16 protein-coding genes are annotated in these 18343 nt (G+C 65.8%); all 16 read left to right on the top strand.

Annotation, left to right across the window (positions count from 1 at the left end; genetic code table 11):
- Positions 1–316: 316 nt before the first annotated feature.
- The 16 genes from GD606_RS06320 to GD606_RS06245 all read left to right on the top strand — a co-directional run bounded on the left by GD606_RS06320 (position 317) and on the right by GD606_RS06245 (position 18225).
- The gene (locus GD606_RS06320; protein WP_163302447.1) at positions 317–1504 is read left to right on the top strand and encodes a phage protease; all 1188 of its coding nucleotides are present in this window, start codon (positions 317–319) and stop codon (positions 1502–1504) included.
- Complete coding sequence (locus tag GD606_RS06315; protein ID WP_163302446.1) at positions 1505–1903, top strand: hypothetical protein; 399 nt, start codon at positions 1505–1507, stop codon at positions 1901–1903.
- 12 nt (positions 1904–1915) lie between these two features.
- Positions 1916–2806, top strand: coding sequence for a Mu-like prophage major head subunit gpT family protein (locus GD606_RS06310; protein ID WP_163302445.1), 891 nt, complete (start codon positions 1916–1918; stop codon positions 2804–2806).
- A 13-nt stretch (positions 2807–2819) separates the two neighbouring features.
- Positions 2820–3053 (top strand): HI1506-related protein, encoded by a 234-nt coding sequence (locus tag GD606_RS06305; protein ID WP_163302444.1) that lies wholly within the window; start codon positions 2820–2822, stop codon positions 3051–3053.
- Complete coding sequence (locus GD606_RS06300; protein WP_163302443.1) at positions 3054–3482, top strand: gp436 family protein; 429 nt, start codon at positions 3054–3056, stop codon at positions 3480–3482. It abuts the gene before it with no gap.
- A 2-nt stretch (positions 3483–3484) separates the two neighbouring features.
- Complete coding sequence (locus GD606_RS06295; protein WP_163302442.1) at positions 3485–4063, top strand: phage virion morphogenesis protein; 579 nt, start codon at positions 3485–3487, stop codon at positions 4061–4063.
- Positions 4060–4521: a phage protein Gp37 gene (locus GD606_RS06290; protein ID WP_163302441.1), complete on the top strand. Its 462-nt coding sequence runs from the start codon at positions 4060–4062 to the stop codon at positions 4519–4521. The genes GD606_RS06295 and GD606_RS06290 overlap by 4 nt, the downstream gene beginning before the upstream one ends.
- 9 nt (positions 4522–4530) lie before the next feature.
- A complete protein-coding gene (locus GD606_RS06285; RefSeq protein WP_163302440.1) occupies positions 4531–5679 on the top strand; it encodes a phage tail tube protein in 1149 nt (382 codons plus the stop codon).
- 13 nt (positions 5680–5692) lie between these two features.
- Positions 5693–6169: a hypothetical protein gene (locus GD606_RS06280; RefSeq protein ID WP_163302439.1), complete on the top strand. Its 477-nt coding sequence runs from the start codon at positions 5693–5695 to the stop codon at positions 6167–6169.
- A gap of 234 nt (positions 6170–6403) precedes the next feature.
- On the top strand, positions 6404–12343 hold the full coding sequence (locus GD606_RS06275; RefSeq protein ID WP_176629238.1) for a hypothetical protein: 5940 nt from the start codon (positions 6404–6406) through the stop codon (positions 12341–12343).
- The gene (locus tag GD606_RS06270; RefSeq protein ID WP_163302370.1) at positions 12340–13266 is read left to right on the top strand and encodes a hypothetical protein; all 927 of its coding nucleotides are present in this window, start codon (positions 12340–12342) and stop codon (positions 13264–13266) included. The genes GD606_RS06275 and GD606_RS06270 overlap by 4 nt, the downstream gene beginning before the upstream one ends.
- Entirely contained in the window at positions 13263–14990 is a 1728-nt protein-coding gene (locus GD606_RS06265; protein ID WP_163302371.1) for a hypothetical protein, read from the top strand. Before GD606_RS06270 ends, GD606_RS06265 begins: the two co-directional genes overlap by 4 nt.
- A 51-nt stretch (positions 14991–15041) precedes the next feature.
- Positions 15042–16466, top strand: coding sequence for a LamG-like jellyroll fold domain-containing protein (locus GD606_RS06260; protein ID WP_176629237.1), 1425 nt, complete (start codon positions 15042–15044; stop codon positions 16464–16466).
- Positions 16467–16475: 9 nt separating this feature from the next.
- Positions 16476–17150, top strand: a complete 675-nt coding sequence (locus tag GD606_RS06255; RefSeq protein ID WP_163302373.1) for a hypothetical protein — start codon at positions 16476–16478, stop codon at positions 17148–17150.
- 146 nt (positions 17151–17296) lie between these two features.
- The gene (locus GD606_RS06250) at positions 17297–17488 is read left to right on the top strand and encodes a Com family DNA-binding transcriptional regulator (RefSeq protein ID WP_163302374.1); all 192 of its coding nucleotides are present in this window, start codon (positions 17297–17299) and stop codon (positions 17486–17488) included.
- Positions 17452–18225, top strand: coding sequence for a Mom family adenine methylcarbamoylation protein (locus tag GD606_RS06245; protein ID WP_163302375.1), 774 nt, complete (start codon positions 17452–17454; stop codon positions 18223–18225). Before GD606_RS06250 ends, GD606_RS06245 begins: the two co-directional genes overlap by 37 nt.
- Positions 18226–18343: the final 118 nt, after the last annotated feature.

The raw sequence follows: 18343 nt of genomic DNA, 5'->3' as shown, positions 1-18343 counted from the left end.
CCGTCCGGTAGCGACATTCCCGGACTCTCCGAGCGGCCAAGGGTGAAGAGTAAATAAGCCGCCCTGGGGCGTTTGGCAAGCCCCGGGGCGGGGCGATGTCGCCAAAACCCAGTAAACGCGCAAGTAAACGCCCCTCCGTGCGCATACGGGGCATGTCCCGGGCGCGGGCACGGACCACCCACCCACCCCTTGCCCGGAACGCCGGAATTGGAGTACCTCATGGCCACCACCAGCAAAACGCATTCGCAGGCAAGCCCCCTGCCCCGGACACCTGTCCGGGGCACGGGGGCTTTTGTCGTGCGCTAGGACGGGCGTCATGAAAACGCGAACCGCCCGAACCGCCCGTGCCGCTCACGCCCTGGACCTGGGAACGTCCCGTCCCGTTCCGGAATGGGTGCATCTGCTGCCCCTGGGGGACATCGCCTGCCGGGACGGCCGGGGGCCGTACCGCCTGGACGATCCGCAGGGCGTAATCGCGGCCACCACGGCCCATCAGCGGGGCGTTCCCCTGCCCATCGATTACGACCACCAGCTTCTCTATTCGGAAAAAAACGGCAGGCCCGCCCCGGCCGCCGGGTGGATCACGGACCTGGACGTCCGCGAGGACGGCATCTGGGGCCGCGTGGAATGGACCGAGGCGGCGGCCGCGCGGCTGGCGGCCCGGGAATACCGCTATCTCTCCCCGGTCTACCGCTATCTCAAGCACGACGGCACGGTGACGCGCATCGAATGCGCGGCTCTGACCAACATCCCCAACCTGGAGCTGACGGCGCTGGCGTCGCAGCTCGACAACGACGGAGGCGAGGACATGGATTTGAACCAATTTCTGGCAATGCTGGCGGGCCTGTTCGGCCTGTCCGGCATGCCCACGGCCGACGGCGTGGCCGCCCACGCCAAGGCTCTGGCGGAGAGACAGGCGGCCATGGCGGGGCTTTTCGCCGGTCTGGCCAAGGATCTGGGGCTGGCGGCGGACGCCAAACCCGAGGCCGTTGTCGCCCATGCCAAGACGCTTACGGCCCAGGGCACGGCCCTGTCGGGGCTGTTCACCGGGCTGGTCAAGGACTTCGGGCTGGCGGCGGACGCCAAACCCGAGGCCGTTGCCGCCCATGCCAAGACGCTTACGGCCCAGGGGGCCGGAGGCGTCTTGGACCCCACCCGGTACGTGCCCATGGAGCAGTTCCAGGCCGTGGCCGGTCGCCTGTCCGTCCTGGAGACGGATCGGACCCGGGAGCGGGTTGAGGCCGTGGTGGCCCATGCCAAGCAGACGGGCAAGCTGGCCCCGGCCATGGAGGAATGGGCCACGGCCTACGCCTCCAAGGATCTGTCGGGATTTGAGGCCTGGGTGAACGCCGCGCCTGTCGTGGTGGCCCCGGGGGCCACGGGGCCGGTGGGCGGGCTGCCGCCCACATCCGGCGGCCTGACCGACGTGGATCGGGCGGTGTGCGCCCAGCTCGGCCTGGGCGAGGACGCCTACAAGAAGCACATGCAGCAGGAGGGCAAATAGATGGCCGCTCTGACCAAGGACCGCAACACCCCCGAACAGGACGGCAAGCTCGTCGGGCATCCCGTGGCGGCGGGAAAGGTCATTTACGCCGGGTCGCTGGTGGCCCTGTCGGCCACGGGCTACGCCACCCCGGCCGTCACGGCCACGGGCCTCAAGGGCCTGGGCCGGGCCGAACATCATGCGGACAACGCCGAGGGCGCGGACGGCGAGGAGGTGGTCACCGTGGCGCGCGGCTGCTTCGCCTTCGCCAATTCCGGCGACATCACCCGGCAGCACATCGGCGGGACGGCCTACGCCGTGGATGACCAGACCGTGGCCGCCACGGACGGCACGGGCACCCGCAGCGCCGTGGGAACCATTCGCGACCTGGACGCCCACGGCGTCTGGGTCGAGTTCTAAAGGAGGCGTTTCATGATCATCAATCAGGCCAGCCTGGCCGCCGCGTACACCGGGTTCAAGACCCTTTTTCAGAATGCGTTCGCGGGCGCGCCGAGCGACTTCGAGAAGATCGCCATGGTGGTGCCCTCCACCAAGGCCGTCGAGGTCTATCCCTGGCTGGGGAAGACCACCGGATTCCGGGAATGGGTCGGCGACCGCGTGATCCAGAACCTCATGGCTCACGACTTCAGCATCCGCAACAAGAGCTTCGAGAACACCGTCGGCGTGGACCGGGACGACATGGAAGACGATTCGTTGGGCGTCTACGCTCCCATGATTTCCCAGCTCGGCATCGACGCCAAACAGCATCCGGACCAGCTTGTGTTCGCCCTGCTGGCGGCCGGGTTCACCACCCTGTGCTACGACGGCCAGAACTTCTTCGACACCGACCATCCCGTGCTTTCTGGCGGCGCCGAGGTCAGCGTCAGCAACCATGGCGGCGGCTCCGGCACCCCCTGGTTCCTCATGGACATGACCCGGGCCGTCAAGCCGCTCATCTTCCAGAAGCGGCGGGATTATTCCTTCGTGGCCATGGACAGGCCCGACGACGAGTCCGTGTTCACCCGCAAGCTCTTCCGCTACGGCGTGGACGCCCGGGTCAACGTGGGCCTGGGGTTGTGGCAACTGGCCTACGGCAGCAAGCAGACCCTGGACGCGGACAGCTACGCGGCGGCCAGGACGGCCATGAGCAGCTTCAAGGGCGACAACGGCAAGCCCCTGGGCATCCGGCCCACGCTGTTGGTGACCCCGCCCAGCCTGGAGAAGGCGGCCCTGGAGGTGCTCAAGGCCGAGCGCGACGCCAACGGCGCGACCAACGTCTATCGCGACACGGCGCAACTGCTGGTCACGCCGTGGCTGGCCTAAAGGAGGCGACCCCATGAAGATCCTGCGCATCATCGCCAAGAAGTCCGGCTTCCGCCGGGCCGGGCTTGCCCACCCGGACCACGCCGTGGATCATCCCGTTGACGCCTTCACCCCGGAAGAGGTGGAGGCCCTGAAATCCGAGCCCATGCTCGTGGTCCAGGAACTGGACGTGCCGGACCCCGAGCCCGAATCCGGGAAAAAGGCCAAGCCCGGCAAGGCCGAAACCCCGGCCGGGGAAGGCCAGTAAATGTACGCCACGCGGCAGGGGATGGTCGACCGCTACGGCCAGGACCGGCTCATTCAGCTCACGGACATCCATGACCCTCCCACGGGGGGGGTCGTGGACGCCGTGCTGGACCTGGCCCTGGCCGACGCGGCCAACGTCATCCACGGCTACGCCCGGGCCGGGGGCTATCAGGTGCCGTTTGCGGCCGCCCCGGACATGGTGGTCCGCTGGCAGGGCGACATCGCCCTGTATCTGCTCTACCGCGACGCCGCGCCCGAGAAGGTGGCCGAGGACTACAAGGCCGCCGTCGCCCAGCTCAAGGACTTGGCCCGGGGCGTGGTGGTGCTCCAGGCGGCGGGCGTGGCCGCCCCCGTGGCCGACGGCGGCGGCACCGTGCTCCTGGACGGGGCCGGACGCACGTTTACCGGCGACTCCATGAGGGGGTTTTAGGCATGGACGGGTTTACTGTCCGCGTCGAGGACGCCCAGGTCCAGGAACTGCTGCACAAGCTGGGGCGGCAGGCTGGTGGTACCCGGGACATCATGGACGCCATGGGCACGGCCCTGCTGTCCCAGATTCAAGAGGGATACCAGCGGGAACAGAGCCCGGACGGCCGGGCCTGGAAAAAGCTGGCCCCGGCCACTATCCGCAGCCGTAGGCGGGCCGGGCACTGGCCCGGTCCCATGCTGCGGGTGAGCGGCGAGTTGTTTAGGTCCATCACCTATCAGGCGGGCGACGGCCGCCTGGAGATCGGCAGCAACAAGCCTTACGCGGCTATCCACCAATTCGGCGGCCAGGTGTCGCGGCCCGAGCGCCGGGGCGTGTTGCGTTTCAAGGTGAACATGGAGACGGGGAAATCCCGGTTCGCCAAACAGTCCAAAGCTAACTTCGAGCAGGATGTGACCTTCCGGGCCGGGGCGGTCACCATCCCGGCCCGGCCGTACCTGTTCACGGCCTCGGGCACGCTGCCCGATCCGTGGATCGCGGCGGTGCTGGGCATCCTGCGCACGTATCTGGAGGTCGCCCCGTGAGCACGCCCTACGAGATCACGGCCGTGGAGGACACTATCCTGGCCGCACTGGCCCCCCTGCGGGCCAGCCACGGCGTGCGCCAGGTGGAGCCGTACAACGGCGACCTGGACCCGGAACGCCTGGCGGCGGCCGTGCAGCAGTGGCCCGCCCTACTCACGTTTTATGTCGGCGGCCCGCGCGCCGACCTGGGCCAGCGGCGCATCGAAACCATGGGATTCGTGGTGCTGGTGTGCGCCAAGCACGCCGGGGACCAGGCCAAGGCCCGGCGCGGCGGCACCGGCAGCCCGGGCAGCTATCCGCTGCTTCGGGCCGCGTCGGCGCTCCTGGAGGGCAAGACGTTGCTGCCGGGGATGTTCCCGGTCGCGGTGACGGGCGTGGCCAGCGAACTCCAGGGCGGCGGCATGAGCGTCTATTCTCTGCAAATCGAAATCGACCAGCCCTATCTGGTGGCTGGCTAGGAGGTTACGATGGCCCTGCTAACCCGTGTTATGGCCCTGTTGGCCGCAACCGAGGCCACTTACGGCGTGGCCCCGGCCGCCGACCAATTCAAGGGCATCCTGTGCAACTCCGGATCGGAGATCTCCCCGACCGGCGACAAAATCGAACGGGATACCGTGCGGAGTACATTTTCCCCGGCCGCGTCGAAAATGGGCGCGAAGCGGCAACAGCTCACGGTCACCACCGAACTGCGCGGCGGCGGCCTGGGCGTGGGCGGCGAGGTGCTGCCGCCGGACTATGCCCCGTTCCTGCTGGCCTGCGGGATGCAAGCCACGGCCGTGGTCCGGCTCACGCTGACCGACGACGACGGGGGCAAGTTTGCAATCGGCGAGGCCATTACCAGCGGCACGGCCACGGGCACTCTGCACCACATCGACGCCCGGACGCTGGTGCTGTCCGGGGTGGAAGGGACGTTTGCGGAGGCGGAGATCGTCACCGGCGGCTTGCAGGGGGCCACGGCCACCGTGGCGGCTGGCGGCGTCGCGCCGGGCCTGGAGTACCGGCCCGTCACCGCCCGCGTGGAGGTTCAGAAAAGCGCCTGCGTCAAGTACCACAAGGACAGCATCCTGCATCAGATCGTCGGCGCGCGGGGCACGGCGGTCATCGACTGCCAGGTGGGCAAGATTCCCACCATCAAATGGACCCTGACCGGCCTGTGGGCCGATCCGGCGGCAGCCGTGCTGCCCAACCCGGACCTGACCGATCTGTCCGGGCCGGTGTTCGTCAATGCCGGGGTGGTGATCGGCGCGTATGAGCCCATCATCTCCGCTCTGTCCCTGGACATCGGCAACACCATCGCCGAGCGCGTCAGCGCCAACGGCGCGGACGGCCTGCTGGCGCAGTACATCTCGGGTCGCCGGTCCACGGGCAGCCTGGATCCCGAGGTGGACGCTCTGGCCGCATACAATCCCTGGGTGGCCTGGAAAGACGCCACCCCGGCCCGCATCGCGGCCACCATCGGCAATGTGCCCGGCAACCGCATCCGGCTGGAGGTGCCCCAGGCGGCCAACGAGGATCTCAAATATGGCGAACGCAACGGCCTGGCCACCTACCAGCAGCCGTTCGTGGCCAGCATCGACCGCGACGGCGACGATGAATGGCGCATCACCTTCTTCTAAAGGAGCATGACACATGGCTTTTGAACTGAAACCCACCCGCCACGTCCTGACCGTGCATTTCGCGGCCACGGGCGAGGATATCGACCTCTACTACCGCCCGGCCAAGCCCAAGGAGCGGCTGGCCTATTCCAACGCCACCATGCGCCGGGAAGGCAAAAAGGTGCTCATGGTGCAAAACCCCTATCCCCTCCAGGTCCGGTACGGGAAGGCGTTCGTGACCGGGTTTCCGGACGGGGCGTTCACGGTGGAGGGAAAGCCCGTCAGCTCCGATCCGGAGGCCGAAGGCTACTACCCGGAATGGCGGGAGCTGATGGAGGAGGCCTGCCCGGACGCCCTGGCGCTTGTCTGCCAGCGCGTGATGAGCGCGGCCACCGTGGCCCGTGACCTGGATGACGGCGGCCTGGAGTTTGTGGAGGAGCTGGACGGCCCTTTGCCGACGCCGTCGACCGGCACCTCTCCGGATGCGACGGAAAACGCCCCGAGTGTCTAGCGGCCAACGGGCCGTGGCTGGCGGCAGCGTGCAAACGCTGCCCCCGGCGGGGGGCGAAGCCGTCGCCGTGGGTGAGCCGGTTGCTGCACCTGCGGACGCTGCGGATGGGGGGCTACCCATTTGCGGCGGATGACCTGGAATTGGAAACCTGGGCCGATTTGGGCGAACTGGAACTCTACTTCGACGCCAAACGGCCCAGGCTGTTTTGATCATATAAAAGGATAAGGCACGGACGTGGCGGAAAACAGGGTCAGGATCGTTATCGAGGCGGATGGGCGGCAGGCCCAGACCGCTGTCGAAGCCCTGGGCCGAGGCCTCAACGGCCTCGGCCCCAAGGCCCAGACCGGCGCGTCAGGTGCCAAGACGGCCCTGGGGTCCACAACGTCCGAGGCCAAAAAGACCACGGCCGCCGTCAACGAAACGGGAAAGAAGCTGCAAGACCTTGGCCCGGCAGCGCAATCCGGGGCTGGCGGGGCCAAGGTCGCCATGACCAACATCTCTGCGCTTGGGGGCGCGGTCACCCGGCTCGGCCCGGCTGTGATGGGGGCAGTCGGGGCCTTCCTCTCTTTGCGGGCCGCTATGGACGCGATGTCGACGGTCGTGTCCAGGGGGTTTGATTTCAACCGGACCATGGAAACATCAAAGCTGGGCATCGCGTCGATCCTGTCCGCCACCAATGAATTGATCACCGCAGAGGGACGGCGATTGCAGGGCGTCGACAAGCTGAATGCGGCGCAGTCTGTGAGCCGCGATCTGATGAAAGACATCCAGATTATGGGGTTGCAGACGACGGCGACCACCAAGGATCTGGTGGAAGGGTTTCAGATGGTTCTGGGGCCTGCCGGTCAGGCGGGTCTTAATCTCGACCAGACCAAGCAGACGCTGGTGGGCATTGTCCAGGCCTTCGGGGCGCTGGGCATCCCGTTGGAACAATTGAGCGCGGAGGCGCGGTCCCTTTTCGATGGGGATATCAAGCTGGGGCAGGACCGGCTGGCCGGTTTTTTGGGAATCACCAAGGAACTGGTGTTGGAATGGCAGCGCCAGGGGGTCTACGTTGAAAAGTTGAATGAAAAGCTGGAGGCATTTCGCACCGCTGGCGACGCCACGGCACAGACCTGGGAAGGCCTGACCTCGAACTTGGCCGAGGCGTTTGACGTGCTCGCCGGACATGCCACCGAAGGGTTGTTCGAGGACGCGAAAAAGGCCACGTCGGAGATCCTCGGGTTGCTCATCGACACCAAGAATCTCGGGCTCGGGCAGGACATCCAGAACATCGCGGCGGCCATCCGGGGTGTCGGCGACGACATCGGCGGCCTGGTGGTGTCCGGCGCACAGGCCCTGGTCGAAAAAATCCGTGAGTTGGACAGGTGGATCGGCGAGAACAGAGAGCGTCTGGCCGGGATGTATGAAACCCTTAAATCCATCGGGTCGCAGTTCCTGGATATCCTGGGTTCCCTGGGGAGCGCCGTCCAGTCTTTCGCGCAGATGGAGATGGCCACGGGGCGGGCCGGGCTGGCCCTGGATTTGGTGAAGGCCGCTGTCACGGTCATCAATGAGCTTGTCGGCTACGTCGAAGTGGCCTTCTGGGGCGTTTCGACGGCCATCGTCGCCGGGCTGCTCGGCCCCCTGGCCGACGTGCAAGACGCCATCGCCGCCATCGGCAAGACGAGCATCGGAAGCAAACTCATTGACGCCGACACCGTGGCCGGACTGGAAGCGTCGGCGGCACAGAACAGGGCCGTGGTCGAAGGATTCGAAAAAAAGATCGTTGGCCTCACCGCTCGGTATAAGCCAACCCCCTTCCCGGCTTTGACGGCGGCCTATAACCCCGCCCCGGCGCAAACGAATACATCCGCTGTCGATCTGTTCCGTGCGGATCGCGACCGGGTGGCCGCCCTTGATGTCGTGATCGAAAAGGGCCGGAACCAGGAACTCGCCAAGCACCTTGCCAACCTCAAAGGCATCGAATCCGGCAATGCCGCCGCCTTATCCGCCGAACAGAAGCGTCAGGCCGCCACCCAAAAGTGGCAGGAGGAACGGATTCAGGCTGAAAAGGCCATGGCCTTCGCCCAGAAGGAAGGGGATGCGGAGTTGTTGAGCCGGGCGCAGGCCATGAAGGATCTGGCCGACGCCGGGGTTGCCAAGGCTTTTGACGATATCGCCAAGGCCGCTTCCCGTTCCGGAGGGGCCGCCGCCCGGGCAGCCCAGGAGGCGACGAATTTCCTTGCCTCACTTGATGACCAGATCGCATCAGCCGAGGCCGCCTTGTCGGGCGATACGCTGCAAACCAAATTGTCCCAGGTTGACAAAAAGTGGAACGACTTCGCCAGACGGGTTGAGTCTGGCCTTGTTGCTGGAAAGCTTTCGGCGGAACAGGCCGCTGAAGCCATGGAACGTATCGGCCGGGGCCGGGGACTGGAAAAACAAGCCGTCCAGGCCCAGGCCATGGTGGAATCACTACAAAAACTTTCCGGCCTCATGTCTGAAATTGCCGACGCCACGGGTGATCCAGACCTCGCGTATCAAGCGGGCCTCTCCGAGGCCGAGGCCTGGTATGAGCGAAACAAACAGCTCATCAACCAGAACGTTGAAGACGAAAACAGACGTCTTTCCCTGCTGGAGGGACTGGAACGGGGCTATCAGGCGAAGCGCCTTGAGGCGCAGCGCGACGCCTACGCCAAAATGGGCGACGGATCATCGGCGTATTGGGAGGCTGAAAAGGCCCTGCTCGAACAGCGCCTGAAAATGGTCAAGTCCAAGACGGACGATGAGGTCGCCTATAAAATGTATGCGGCCAAGGAAGTGGACGATTTCAACCGGCGTCGCCTGGAGGCCGCCCGCGACAACCCCACGTCCCTCGGCGAGGCCATGTCCTCCGCGTTCGCCCTGGAATCCGGCTCGTACAAGACATCTTTCGGCCGGGCGCAGGACGACTGGCGCGACACCACCCAGCGCATGCTGCGGCTGACGGACGACCTGTCCAGCGGCGTCGCCCAGGGGTTCGGCGACATGGCCCGGCAAGGGGTCAACAAGCTGGTGGAGATGTTGGGGCCGGTCGGCGCCGTGGTGGGCCGCCTGGGGGACATGTTCATTTCGCTTTTCGAAGACATCATGGCCGAATGGCTCAAGCGCAATATCATGGGCCTGATTTTTGACGACGCCAGCGCCCTGTCCCAGGGCCTGTCCGGGCTCTCCCCCGGCGGCGTCTCGGGCGGGGGCGGCGGCATCGCCTCCCTGGCTACGGGTCTGGTGGGCGACCTGCTCAAGGGCGGCGTCTCCACCCTGTTCCAGGGCGGCGCGTCTGCGGTCACGACCGGCGTCACGACCGGCGGTTTTGGTCTGGGGTCGTCGCTCCTGGAGGGGATGATGGGCGCGGGCGTGGCTGGCGCGCCGTGGGCCGGAGCGGGCGCGGGAGCGGCGGCCGGGGCCGGTATGGGCTCCCTGGTGCTGCCTATCGTGGGCACCATCATCGGCGCTGGGCTGGGGCTTCTGGGGTCGCTTTTTGGCGAAGAGAAGAAGGAACAACCGCCGCAAGAGGTCTGGTCCGGCCAGGCCGTGATGTATTCCGGCGGGGCCATGGGCGGCATCGGCTATACCCAGATGTCCGACGGCTCCTACAAAATGACCGCGCTGGACCCCATGGAGATGGAAGCCGAGCGGCAGCAGTTTGCTGAGACCGTCAAGGACATCAACGCGGCCGCCAAGACATTGGAAATTGATTTCGACCGCAACTGGGACCGGGATTTCAGTTTCTTCTTTCCGCCGGTGGCCGAGGAATTGGCCGGGTTGGTCGAACGCCTGATGTACAGCACGGCCGCCGGGCAGGTGCTGGGCGAGTTGTCACCGGCGGCCCAGCTTTTTGCCGAGGGCCTGGAGGGCCTGCACGATACGTTGATCCGTCTGGGCGAGGCCTTCGGGACCGTGGCCAACCAGGTCAAGCCGCTGGGGATCGATTTCGCGCGCATGGGCGGGGTCACGGACGCCACGTTGCTGTCCCTGGCCAGCCTGGCCACGGGCTACAACGCCGGGTCGGCCATCCTGCGCCAGGCCCAGGAGGACCAGGCCGAATCCACTGAGGAACTGACGGAACGGTTTCTGGCGGCGGGCGAGGCCGGGGCCGAGGTGGTGCGGTATTTGGAGCAATACCGCCAACAATTGCAAAATTTGGCTCTGGCGTCGTATTCCGAGCAGCTTGTTGACGTCGTGGGCGGCGAGGACAATTTCAACCAGGTCATTTCCACCTTCGCCGAACGGGCCTACGAGGACCGGGACCGCACCGAGGCGTCCGTAAACTACTACCGCAGCGAGTTCCGGGACAAGCTGTCCGGGGCCTCGGAACATTTTCCGGATTTCGACGTGGATAGTGTCATGGACAACCCGGGCGCGTTCTGGTCGGCGTACCGGGCCGCGATGGAACAGCCCATGCCGCCGAGCGCGTTCGAGTGGTGGGCGGACCTCTCGGGCATCGTGTCCAATCTACAGGATTTCCAGGACGCCCTGGCGGACATCGATCTGGCCGAGCGGGCCTGGGACCAGGATCTGCTGGCCCGCCGCCAGACGGCGGACGGTCAGGATTCTGCGGCCGAGATGACCCGACGCGCCATCGCCCAGGAACAGGAGCTGGCGGACGCCCGCAAAAACGGCGCGACGTACGCCCAACAGGCCGCCCTGGCCGAAACCCAGGCGTACGAGCTGGAGCGGGAACGGGACCGGTTGCTGGGGATTGAGGACGAGGCCGACAGCCTGGGCGAATACATCGAAGACCTCAAGGACGCCGTGGCCTATCAAACCAGCGCCGCCCAATCCCTGGCCGCGTCGGCCCTGGCCGCATCATCGGCCTTCGGGGCCGCCTCGAAGAGTCTGCGCGACACCCTGGACGATATGCTGGGGCTGGATGCGGACCCGGCCGTGACGGCGGCCCGGGCGTCCCGGGAATTTGCCGATCTGTACCGGCGCACCATGCGCGGCGACACCGAGGCCGCCGGGCAACTGGCCGGGGCTGCCTCGGATCTGTGGGAGTCCGGCCGGTCGACCTACGATTACGATTCGCTTCGGGCGTCCATCATCGCCCGTTTGGGCAGCGCGGCCGCGTACAGCGAACGCCAGGATACCTACCAGGGGTTGGAGGGCGGCATGGCCTCGGCGCAATCCGGATTGCTCGACCGGCTCTACGACGAGACGTCGGGAGACGTTCCGGACGCGGATTTTCTGGCCGCCGCCACGGAGATGCTGTCCCGGATGCAGGCGTTTACCGACCTGTCCGGTCTGGCCGCCGAGGGCCGGGCCACGTCGGGCGACGTGCGCGCCCTGGCCGCGTCGACCGTTGACGATCTGATGCGCACCACGGGGCTGGCGGAACTGCTGGGCGGCACCCTGGACGTGCAGAGCCTGACCGCCGACCAAGCCAAACTGCTCCTGTCGGCCTACGACGCCATGCAGGTGCTGGGCGAGGCCACGGGCCAGCAGTACGACGCTTCCGCCCTGACCTTGCGCGCCCTGGACGCCCTGGCCTCGGAGACCCTGGGGCAGGATCAGTGGGCGTCCGTGGTCGAGGCCATCGAAGCCGGACAGGCCGAATACCTGGAATGGCTGGAGCGCAACATCGAAGAGCGCCGGGCCGAGGCGGACAGGCTGTACGCGCTCCAGGAACAGCAATTGGAGGCCCAGGAGCAGATGGAGGCCTATTTCGCTGGCATTTCCGACTATCTGCTCAAACAGACCCAGATCGAGACACTTTCCGCCACCATCGCGGATCTGCGGTCCCAGGCCAGCACGTATCAGCAGATGGCCATACAGGCCATAGCAATGGGGGTGCCCATGGCGGCCATGATGCACCTCCAGGAAGTGGACCGCATCAACGCCAAGATCGCGGCCCTGGTGTCCGAACTCGAATACTGGATCGGCTACGAACCGCAGGTGCCGGGACTGGCCGAGGGCGGCATTACCACCCGGCCCACCTACGCCCTGATCGGCGAGGGCAAGGGGGGGCGGCAGCAGGAGGCCGTGGTGCCGCTGGATCAGTTCTGGGCGGTCCTGGAGCGGCTCAACGCCTCTTTTGAGCGCCACCTCACGAACATGACGGGACTTACCCGCGAGGTGGCGCGCAACACCGCCACCTCGGCCGATGAGGCCCGCCGCGCCAGATATGCGGAAAGGACGGTCAGCCCGGCATGAAGGTGATCGTGCCCCGCGAAATCACCCCGGCCCGCATCAAGGCCACGTCGCTTCCGGCCAGGCACGCCAGCGAGCCCGAGGAATATGACCCGGCCCGGACGTATATTGCGGATCAGCAATGCATGGTGGCCGCGACTGACCGCATCTATCAATCCCTGACGGCGGGCAATGTGGGTCACTACCCGCCCGACAGCCCGGGGCATTGGGTGGCTGTGGGCGCAACAAACCGAGGCCGCTGGAATGACGAATACGTCAACACGTTTTCCGAGGATCTGGAGGGGCTGGGGTATATTGAGAAGGATCTGGAGAGCGCGCTGACCACCTCCGTGGCCCTGTTCGGGGTGCGCGGCACGAGTGTGGATTTTACATTGCTGGACGCCGCCGGGGCGGTGGTGGCCGAACGATCCATCGACCTAATGGTGGATGACTGCCTGGACTGGTACGACGTGTGTTTCACCGAGCCGGAACTTGGCGACCGCGTTTACTGGCAATATCCGTTTACAGCGGCCGGGACGCTGCGAATCCGGATCAACCTGCCCGGGGGGGGCGCGCGCCTGGGCGATGTGCGCTATGGCATGGAACGTGTGTTGGGCCAGACGCTGCTGCCCGTCAACCCTGGGATTTTGGACTTTTCCGAAAAGACCACGGACGAGAAGGGGCGCACACGAATTGCCCAGGGGCTGTATGCCGATCTGTTGGATTTCAGTTTGGTTCTCCCGACCGGCGCGGTGGACAAGGTGCGGCGGATATTGACCACCCTGCGAGGCCGGGCGTGCGTCTGGATGGTCGACAACCTGACCGATGACCAGGACACTCTGGAGGGATCACTGCTGACCTATTTTGTCCTGGGATACTACTCCAGTCTGACAATCTCCGTGGCCTGGGATGCCGAATATAAGCTGTCAATCGAGGGGGTGGTATGATGGATGCGATCCAATCTGTTTCCGCCCTTCCGCCCGTTCCGGTCATTGGCTCGGACACCTATTTTGATGAGGTGCTGGCTTGGCTGGGGGCCATGCCCACCCTGCGCGACGAGTTGCAAACCTGGGGCGAGGATGTCGTCGGCCAAGCCACGGCGGCCTACGGGGCCGGGCTGGAAACCATGGGCGTCGTGTCCGGAGGGCTGTCCCTGGCCCTGGGCACGCGGACGATCAAGCTGATGCGGGCCTACGGGGTGTTTGCCCCGGGGCAGCACGTTTGCTTGTGGTGCGAGGCCACCCAGGCCGCCCTGTGGGGCGAGGTCACCGGATATGCGGCCGTGTCCCGCAAAGGGGTCGTGGCCGAGATGACCGTCGCGGTGACCGCCGTGCGCGGCCAGTCCGGCGACGGGTCGTGGGTGGTTTTCCCCGTGCCGCATATAGAAGCCGTGTCCGGGCCGCTGGCGATGCTGCTCCCCATTACGGCCGCCCGCGCCGACGCCATCGTCCGGGAGGCCACCGGCCGGTTCTCCGGCGTCCGGCCCGTGTGGTCCCTGTGGTCGCCGGGTCGCACCCTGCCGGGCGGGGTCACGTTTACCAGGGCCTCGACCGGCACGCGGCGCACGGCGGCCGGGTATCTGGCGACAGTGGCCAACACCATCCCTCGTTGGCATTACGATGCGACGGGGGATCTGCTGGGACTGTTGATCGAGGGGAGCGCACAAAATCTCGTGACCGATCCCCAGGCCCCGACGGTCAAGGAGGTACAACTGGAGCCGGGTCCGTTTGCCGTCTCCGTGTCCGGCCCTGAAGCCTGCGGTGTTGACGTGTATGATGATATGCTCCCTGCGGTGCATCACGGCCGGGCCACGCCCGGAGCCCCTGTGATCCTGACGGTGACCCAGACGGCTCTCTATCGACTGGTGCCTGTCCGGACACCGGATGCGATCCAGTGCGAGGCCGGGCGGGTCGCCACCTCGCCGGTGCTGCCGACTGCCGCCAATCTTTTTACGAATCCGGATTCGCCTGCCACGCAAGCCCTGACGCTTCCGGCTGGCACCTATGCCGTGTCTGTTTCCGGGGCTGGCGGGCTGTCGTTCGCCGTGAGAGTGGGGGAGGTGGCCTTTGGCATGGTGGCGACAGAAGATAATCCCGTCTCGTTTACCCTGGCAGACCAGCAGACCATCACGTTTACTGTGGCCGGATCTCTCTCCCTGATCCGGTTGACCGCAATGCAGTGGGTGTCGGGACTGCGCATGGCGGACGTGGCCACGGCCGGTCTGGCCGGGCTCGATTTTGTCCCTGCGCAGGGGGCGCTGTTCGTGTCCGGGCGCGCCGCGCCGGGCGTGGGCGATGCAGCGCAAACGGCCGTCTGCCTGGATGACGGCACCGTGAACAATCGCATTGTGGTGGCCCGGCAGCCGGATCGCCGCTTGACCTGCACGGTGGTCGCGGCCGGGGTGGTCCAGGCCGACCTGTCCCTGGGCGTGGTGTCGGACGGGGCCGATTTCCGGGTGGCGTTTTCGTGGCGGGCGAACGATTTCCGGGCCGTGCTCAATGCCGCGACAGCGGCCGTGGACACGTCGGGGGCCGCTCCCGCCAGCCTGACCACCCTGCGCGTTGGCCGTGATCTATCCGGACACGAATTGTGCGGAACTATCAACCATCTGGCCCTGTTCGCCGTCCCCCTGGACGAGGCGGACATGTGGGCCGTCACCGTGGAGGCGTAACATATGTTCCCTGCTGTCAGGTCGCCACAGATTCCGCCCTCCCCGGAGGACATGACACGTTTTCGCACGCGCGCCGTCGCGTATTGGGGCGATCTTCCCGGTGTCGTGCGCGACGTCAACGCCCTGACCGGGGCCGTCTCGGCCCACGTGCAAGGTGCCCTGGCCGCCGGGGGCTCCGGTATCACGGCCGCGTCCGCCACCTCGCTTATGGTGGGGACGGGGGCCAGGACATTGACGATTAGCACAGGCAAGGGGCTCGTTGCGGGGCAATACGTGGTGCTGTGGACCGAGGCGGGACAGGCGGGGATGCTCGGCCGGGTCACGGCGTACAATACGGTAACCGGCAGCCTGACGGTCGATGTGGCCGACACGGTCGGGGCTGGGACGTACGCCGTTTGGGCCGTATTTGTTGTGCCCCTTGTGGCGGCCCAGGTCGACCTGTCGGGCGGGCATTTCACGGCCGCGCCGGTTTCCGTAGGGGGGGTGGCCCGCCGTCTGCGCGATGACGTGGGCCAGTTTGTGGGCGTCGTCCCTCCCGCTTTCCAGATTTTCGCGCCGGATCTGGCCCTTCCGGGCACGGTGGCGTTCTCCCGGGCCTCGTCGGCCTGGCGTCTGGGTGCGGCCGGAAGCCTGCGCGAAGCGGCCGTGGGCGTGCCGCGCTTCGATTACGACGCATCGGGCAATCTGCTCGGCCTGCGCATCGAAGGCGCGGCCACGCGCTTAAACACCATCGCCGCCGCGCCCACGGCCCCGGAAAACGTCTCGGTCTCGGCCGTGGCGTACACCGTATCGTATTATGGCGGTGGATCGTTAACTTTGTCAGGTGCTTATTCTGGCGCAATACCTCCCATTGAAGGAATAGGCTACAATGTTCGGCGCAGTCTGACATTCACGCCCACGGCCGGGACGTTGACGCTGGCCCCCTCCGGGACGGTGCAACACCTCCAGGTGGAGGCCGGGCCATTCGCCACCTCGCCGATCCTGGGCGAGGGATCGGCCGTGGCCCGGGCGGCGGACGTGGCGACCGTGGCGCTGTCCGACATCGATTTCAACGCGGCAGAGGGGACGATTTATTGTGAGTTTCGTGTTGCTGGGGTGTCTGTTCCGCAACGGATTTTTTATCTGGATAACAATGGCAATACAAACGTTTTGTCGTTGTTTGTTTCGGCAAGCAATAAAATTACAATGGCGGTCAACTCCGGCGGGACAGCCGTGGTCTATACAGAGGCATCATTAACTGTTGCTGTAAACACTGTGTATAGGGCGGCATTCTCCTTCCGAAATAATAACTATCAACTCGTTGTAAATGGCGGCCAAGCCGTTTCGGATACATCCGGAGCAATGCCGTCGCCGCTCTCGACATTACGCGTGGGGCATACACTCGGCGGGGTGCAGCCGATGTGTGGAGCTCTACGCCATTTTACATATTTTCCCAGAGCCCTGACCGCCGCGCAACTCCGCGCCATCACGTTGTAAGGAGGCCCTATGATCGATATGTTTCTGCACGCCCCCACGCGCCAAGCCCTGGCGACAGACCTCGCCCCCCTGGGGCTGACCGTGGATGGAGATCTGGCATACTCCAGCCATCGGCACAACCTGATGGATCTGATCGAGACAGATGACGGGGGGGTGACCGTGGCCCTGTGCTGCCTGGATGACGCCCTGGCCCTGGCCGTTCAGGCAGCGGTGTTTCCAGCCGGGACCGCAATCGTCTCGCGGCCGGAAAATGCCCCCGTCCCGGCCGGTGGCGCATCCGAAAATCTGGAGACGGCCAAGGCGGTGGCCTGCGCAGCCATCGACGCCGAGGCCGAGCGGCGGCGGCTCATGGTGTTGACGCCGGGCGACGGGCAGACCCTGGAATATCAACATACGGCGCATGACGCGGCCCGGGCCGATACCGCGCCGGACCCGCTGACCCCGGCAGCCTATCCGTTTTTGGTGGCCGAGCAGACGGCCCTGGCCCGGGTGGACGTGGCCCTGACACTGCGCCAGGTCGTGGATCTGGTGGTCTACCAGCGGGCCACGTGGCTGGCCTACGGCGCGGCCGTCAAGGCCGCCCGTCGCGGAGCCAAGCTGGCTATCGATGAGGCGGCCACGCCCCTGGATGTGGCCGTGGTGCTGGCTGGCGTCGTCTGGCCAGAGTTGGCCGAGCATTTATAGTGGAGCAGGCGGGACGGGTGGAGCCGTCCCACTGGCCCGGTGCAGGAACACCGGACCACCAGCTTGCGCTGGCTGCTCCCTCCCCTGGGGGACCAAGGGTGACCAGGGCGTAGCAGGCGCAGGCGCAACCTGTAAAGGCGTTGGACGTGCAGGAGATCAGATGCGGAGAATGCGGGAGGTTGCTGGGTAAGGGGGAGGCGATCCGCCTCTCAATCAAGTGTCCCCGGTGCGGGACCGTGAATCACGTGAGGGCCGCGAGCCCCGGCACAGAAGGCCATGGAGCCTCGAAAGAGGAACATCCATGGCCGAGATCATTGACAACCGAGACAGAGCGTTAAGGCGCGCCAAGCGGCCGCCGCACCATCCCCCAGACCCGGGGGTTTACGATCCGCCCACGTCTACGGACAAGGGGTTTATCAAGGGGGCATGGGCGGTGGCTGGTTTTGGCGGCCGCGATTTCTATGTAGCGGCGATTCCAGCGGCTATGGCGCGTGAGCTGGTCACGCGCCACCACTACTCTCACCGGGTAGTCAATAATTCCTATGTCCACCTCGGCGTTTACTTCCGCCGGAATCTGGCCGGGGTGCTGTCGTTCGGCTATGCGCTACAGCCTGCCCGGGCCGGGAAGGTGGTGGAGGGAACGGGGACCACGGAATATCTGGAGTTGAACCGCATGTGGCTGGCGGACGTCTGCCCCCGCAACTCCGAGAGCATGGCCATCGCCTATTCGTTCCGGTACATCCGGCAGGTCATGCCGTGGATCGGGTGGGTGCAGAGCTTTGCGGATGAACGGTGCGGCCGCTGGGGCGTCGTCTACCAGGCGGCCAATTTCCTCTACGTCGGCAGCCACAAGTCGCAATTTCTCTTTCTGGATTGTGACTATTACCATGACTTGCTGGTGACGGCCCACCGGACGAGCGGAGGGAGGAGCAAGGTTATCCGCGAGGGCCTCGACCGGGCGCTCCGGCTCACCTTCCGCCAGTTCCGGTATGTGTTCTTCCTCAAGCCTGGTTGGCGCAAGCGACTGCGGCTGCCCGTGCTCCCCTACCCGAAGCCGGAGGATGGTCAAAACTAAACGTCGTTGTACACAAAACTAGGTGGCGCGGTACATTTATGGGAAATAGGATCGCTTCATATGGCTATCCAATTAAAATTTCAGGATAAAAAATTATCCAGCCGGTTATTCAACGAGA

The sequence above is a fragment of the Desulfolutivibrio sulfodismutans DSM 3696 genome (genome assembly GCF_013376455.1).
Lineage (GTDB): Bacteria > Desulfobacterota > Desulfovibrionia > Desulfovibrionales > Desulfovibrionaceae > Desulfolutivibrio > Desulfolutivibrio sulfodismutans.
The sequence above is the reverse complement of the archived record's forward strand: the minus strand, read 5'-3'. Positions and strand labels throughout refer to the sequence as shown.

What these genes read in the sequence shown, in the direction of transcription:
- GD606_RS06320 (WP_163302447.1), top strand. Translation starts at nt 317, where the DNA reads ATGAAAACGCGAACCGCCCGAACCGCCCGTGCCGCTCACGCCCTGGAC.
- GD606_RS06315 (WP_163302446.1), top strand. Translation starts at nt 1,505, where the DNA reads ATGGCCGCTCTGACCAAGGACCGCAACACCCCCGAACAGGACGGCAAG.
- GD606_RS06310 (WP_163302445.1), top strand. Translation starts at nt 1,916, where the DNA reads ATGATCATCAATCAGGCCAGCCTGGCCGCCGCGTACACCGGGTTCAAG.
- GD606_RS06305 (WP_163302444.1), top strand. Translation starts at nt 2,820, where the DNA reads ATGAAGATCCTGCGCATCATCGCCAAGAAGTCCGGCTTCCGCCGGGCC.
- GD606_RS06300 (WP_163302443.1), top strand. Translation starts at nt 3,054, where the DNA reads ATGTACGCCACGCGGCAGGGGATGGTCGACCGCTACGGCCAGGACCGG.
- GD606_RS06295 (WP_163302442.1), top strand. Translation starts at nt 3,485, where the DNA reads ATGGACGGGTTTACTGTCCGCGTCGAGGACGCCCAGGTCCAGGAACTG.
- GD606_RS06285 (WP_163302440.1), top strand. Translation starts at nt 4,531, where the DNA reads ATGGCCCTGCTAACCCGTGTTATGGCCCTGTTGGCCGCAACCGAGGCC.
- GD606_RS06280 (WP_163302439.1), top strand. Translation starts at nt 5,693, where the DNA reads ATGGCTTTTGAACTGAAACCCACCCGCCACGTCCTGACCGTGCATTTC.
- GD606_RS06270 (WP_163302370.1), top strand. Translation starts at nt 12,340, where the DNA reads ATGAAGGTGATCGTGCCCCGCGAAATCACCCCGGCCCGCATCAAGGCC.
- GD606_RS06265 (WP_163302371.1), top strand. Translation starts at nt 13,263, where the DNA reads ATGATGGATGCGATCCAATCTGTTTCCGCCCTTCCGCCCGTTCCGGTC.
- GD606_RS06260 (WP_176629237.1), top strand. Translation starts at nt 15,042, where the DNA reads ATGACACGTTTTCGCACGCGCGCCGTCGCGTATTGGGGCGATCTTCCC.
- GD606_RS06255 (WP_163302373.1), top strand. Translation starts at nt 16,476, where the DNA reads ATGATCGATATGTTTCTGCACGCCCCCACGCGCCAAGCCCTGGCGACA.
- GD606_RS06245 (WP_163302375.1), top strand. Translation starts at nt 17,452, where the DNA reads ATGGCCGAGATCATTGACAACCGAGACAGAGCGTTAAGGCGCGCCAAG.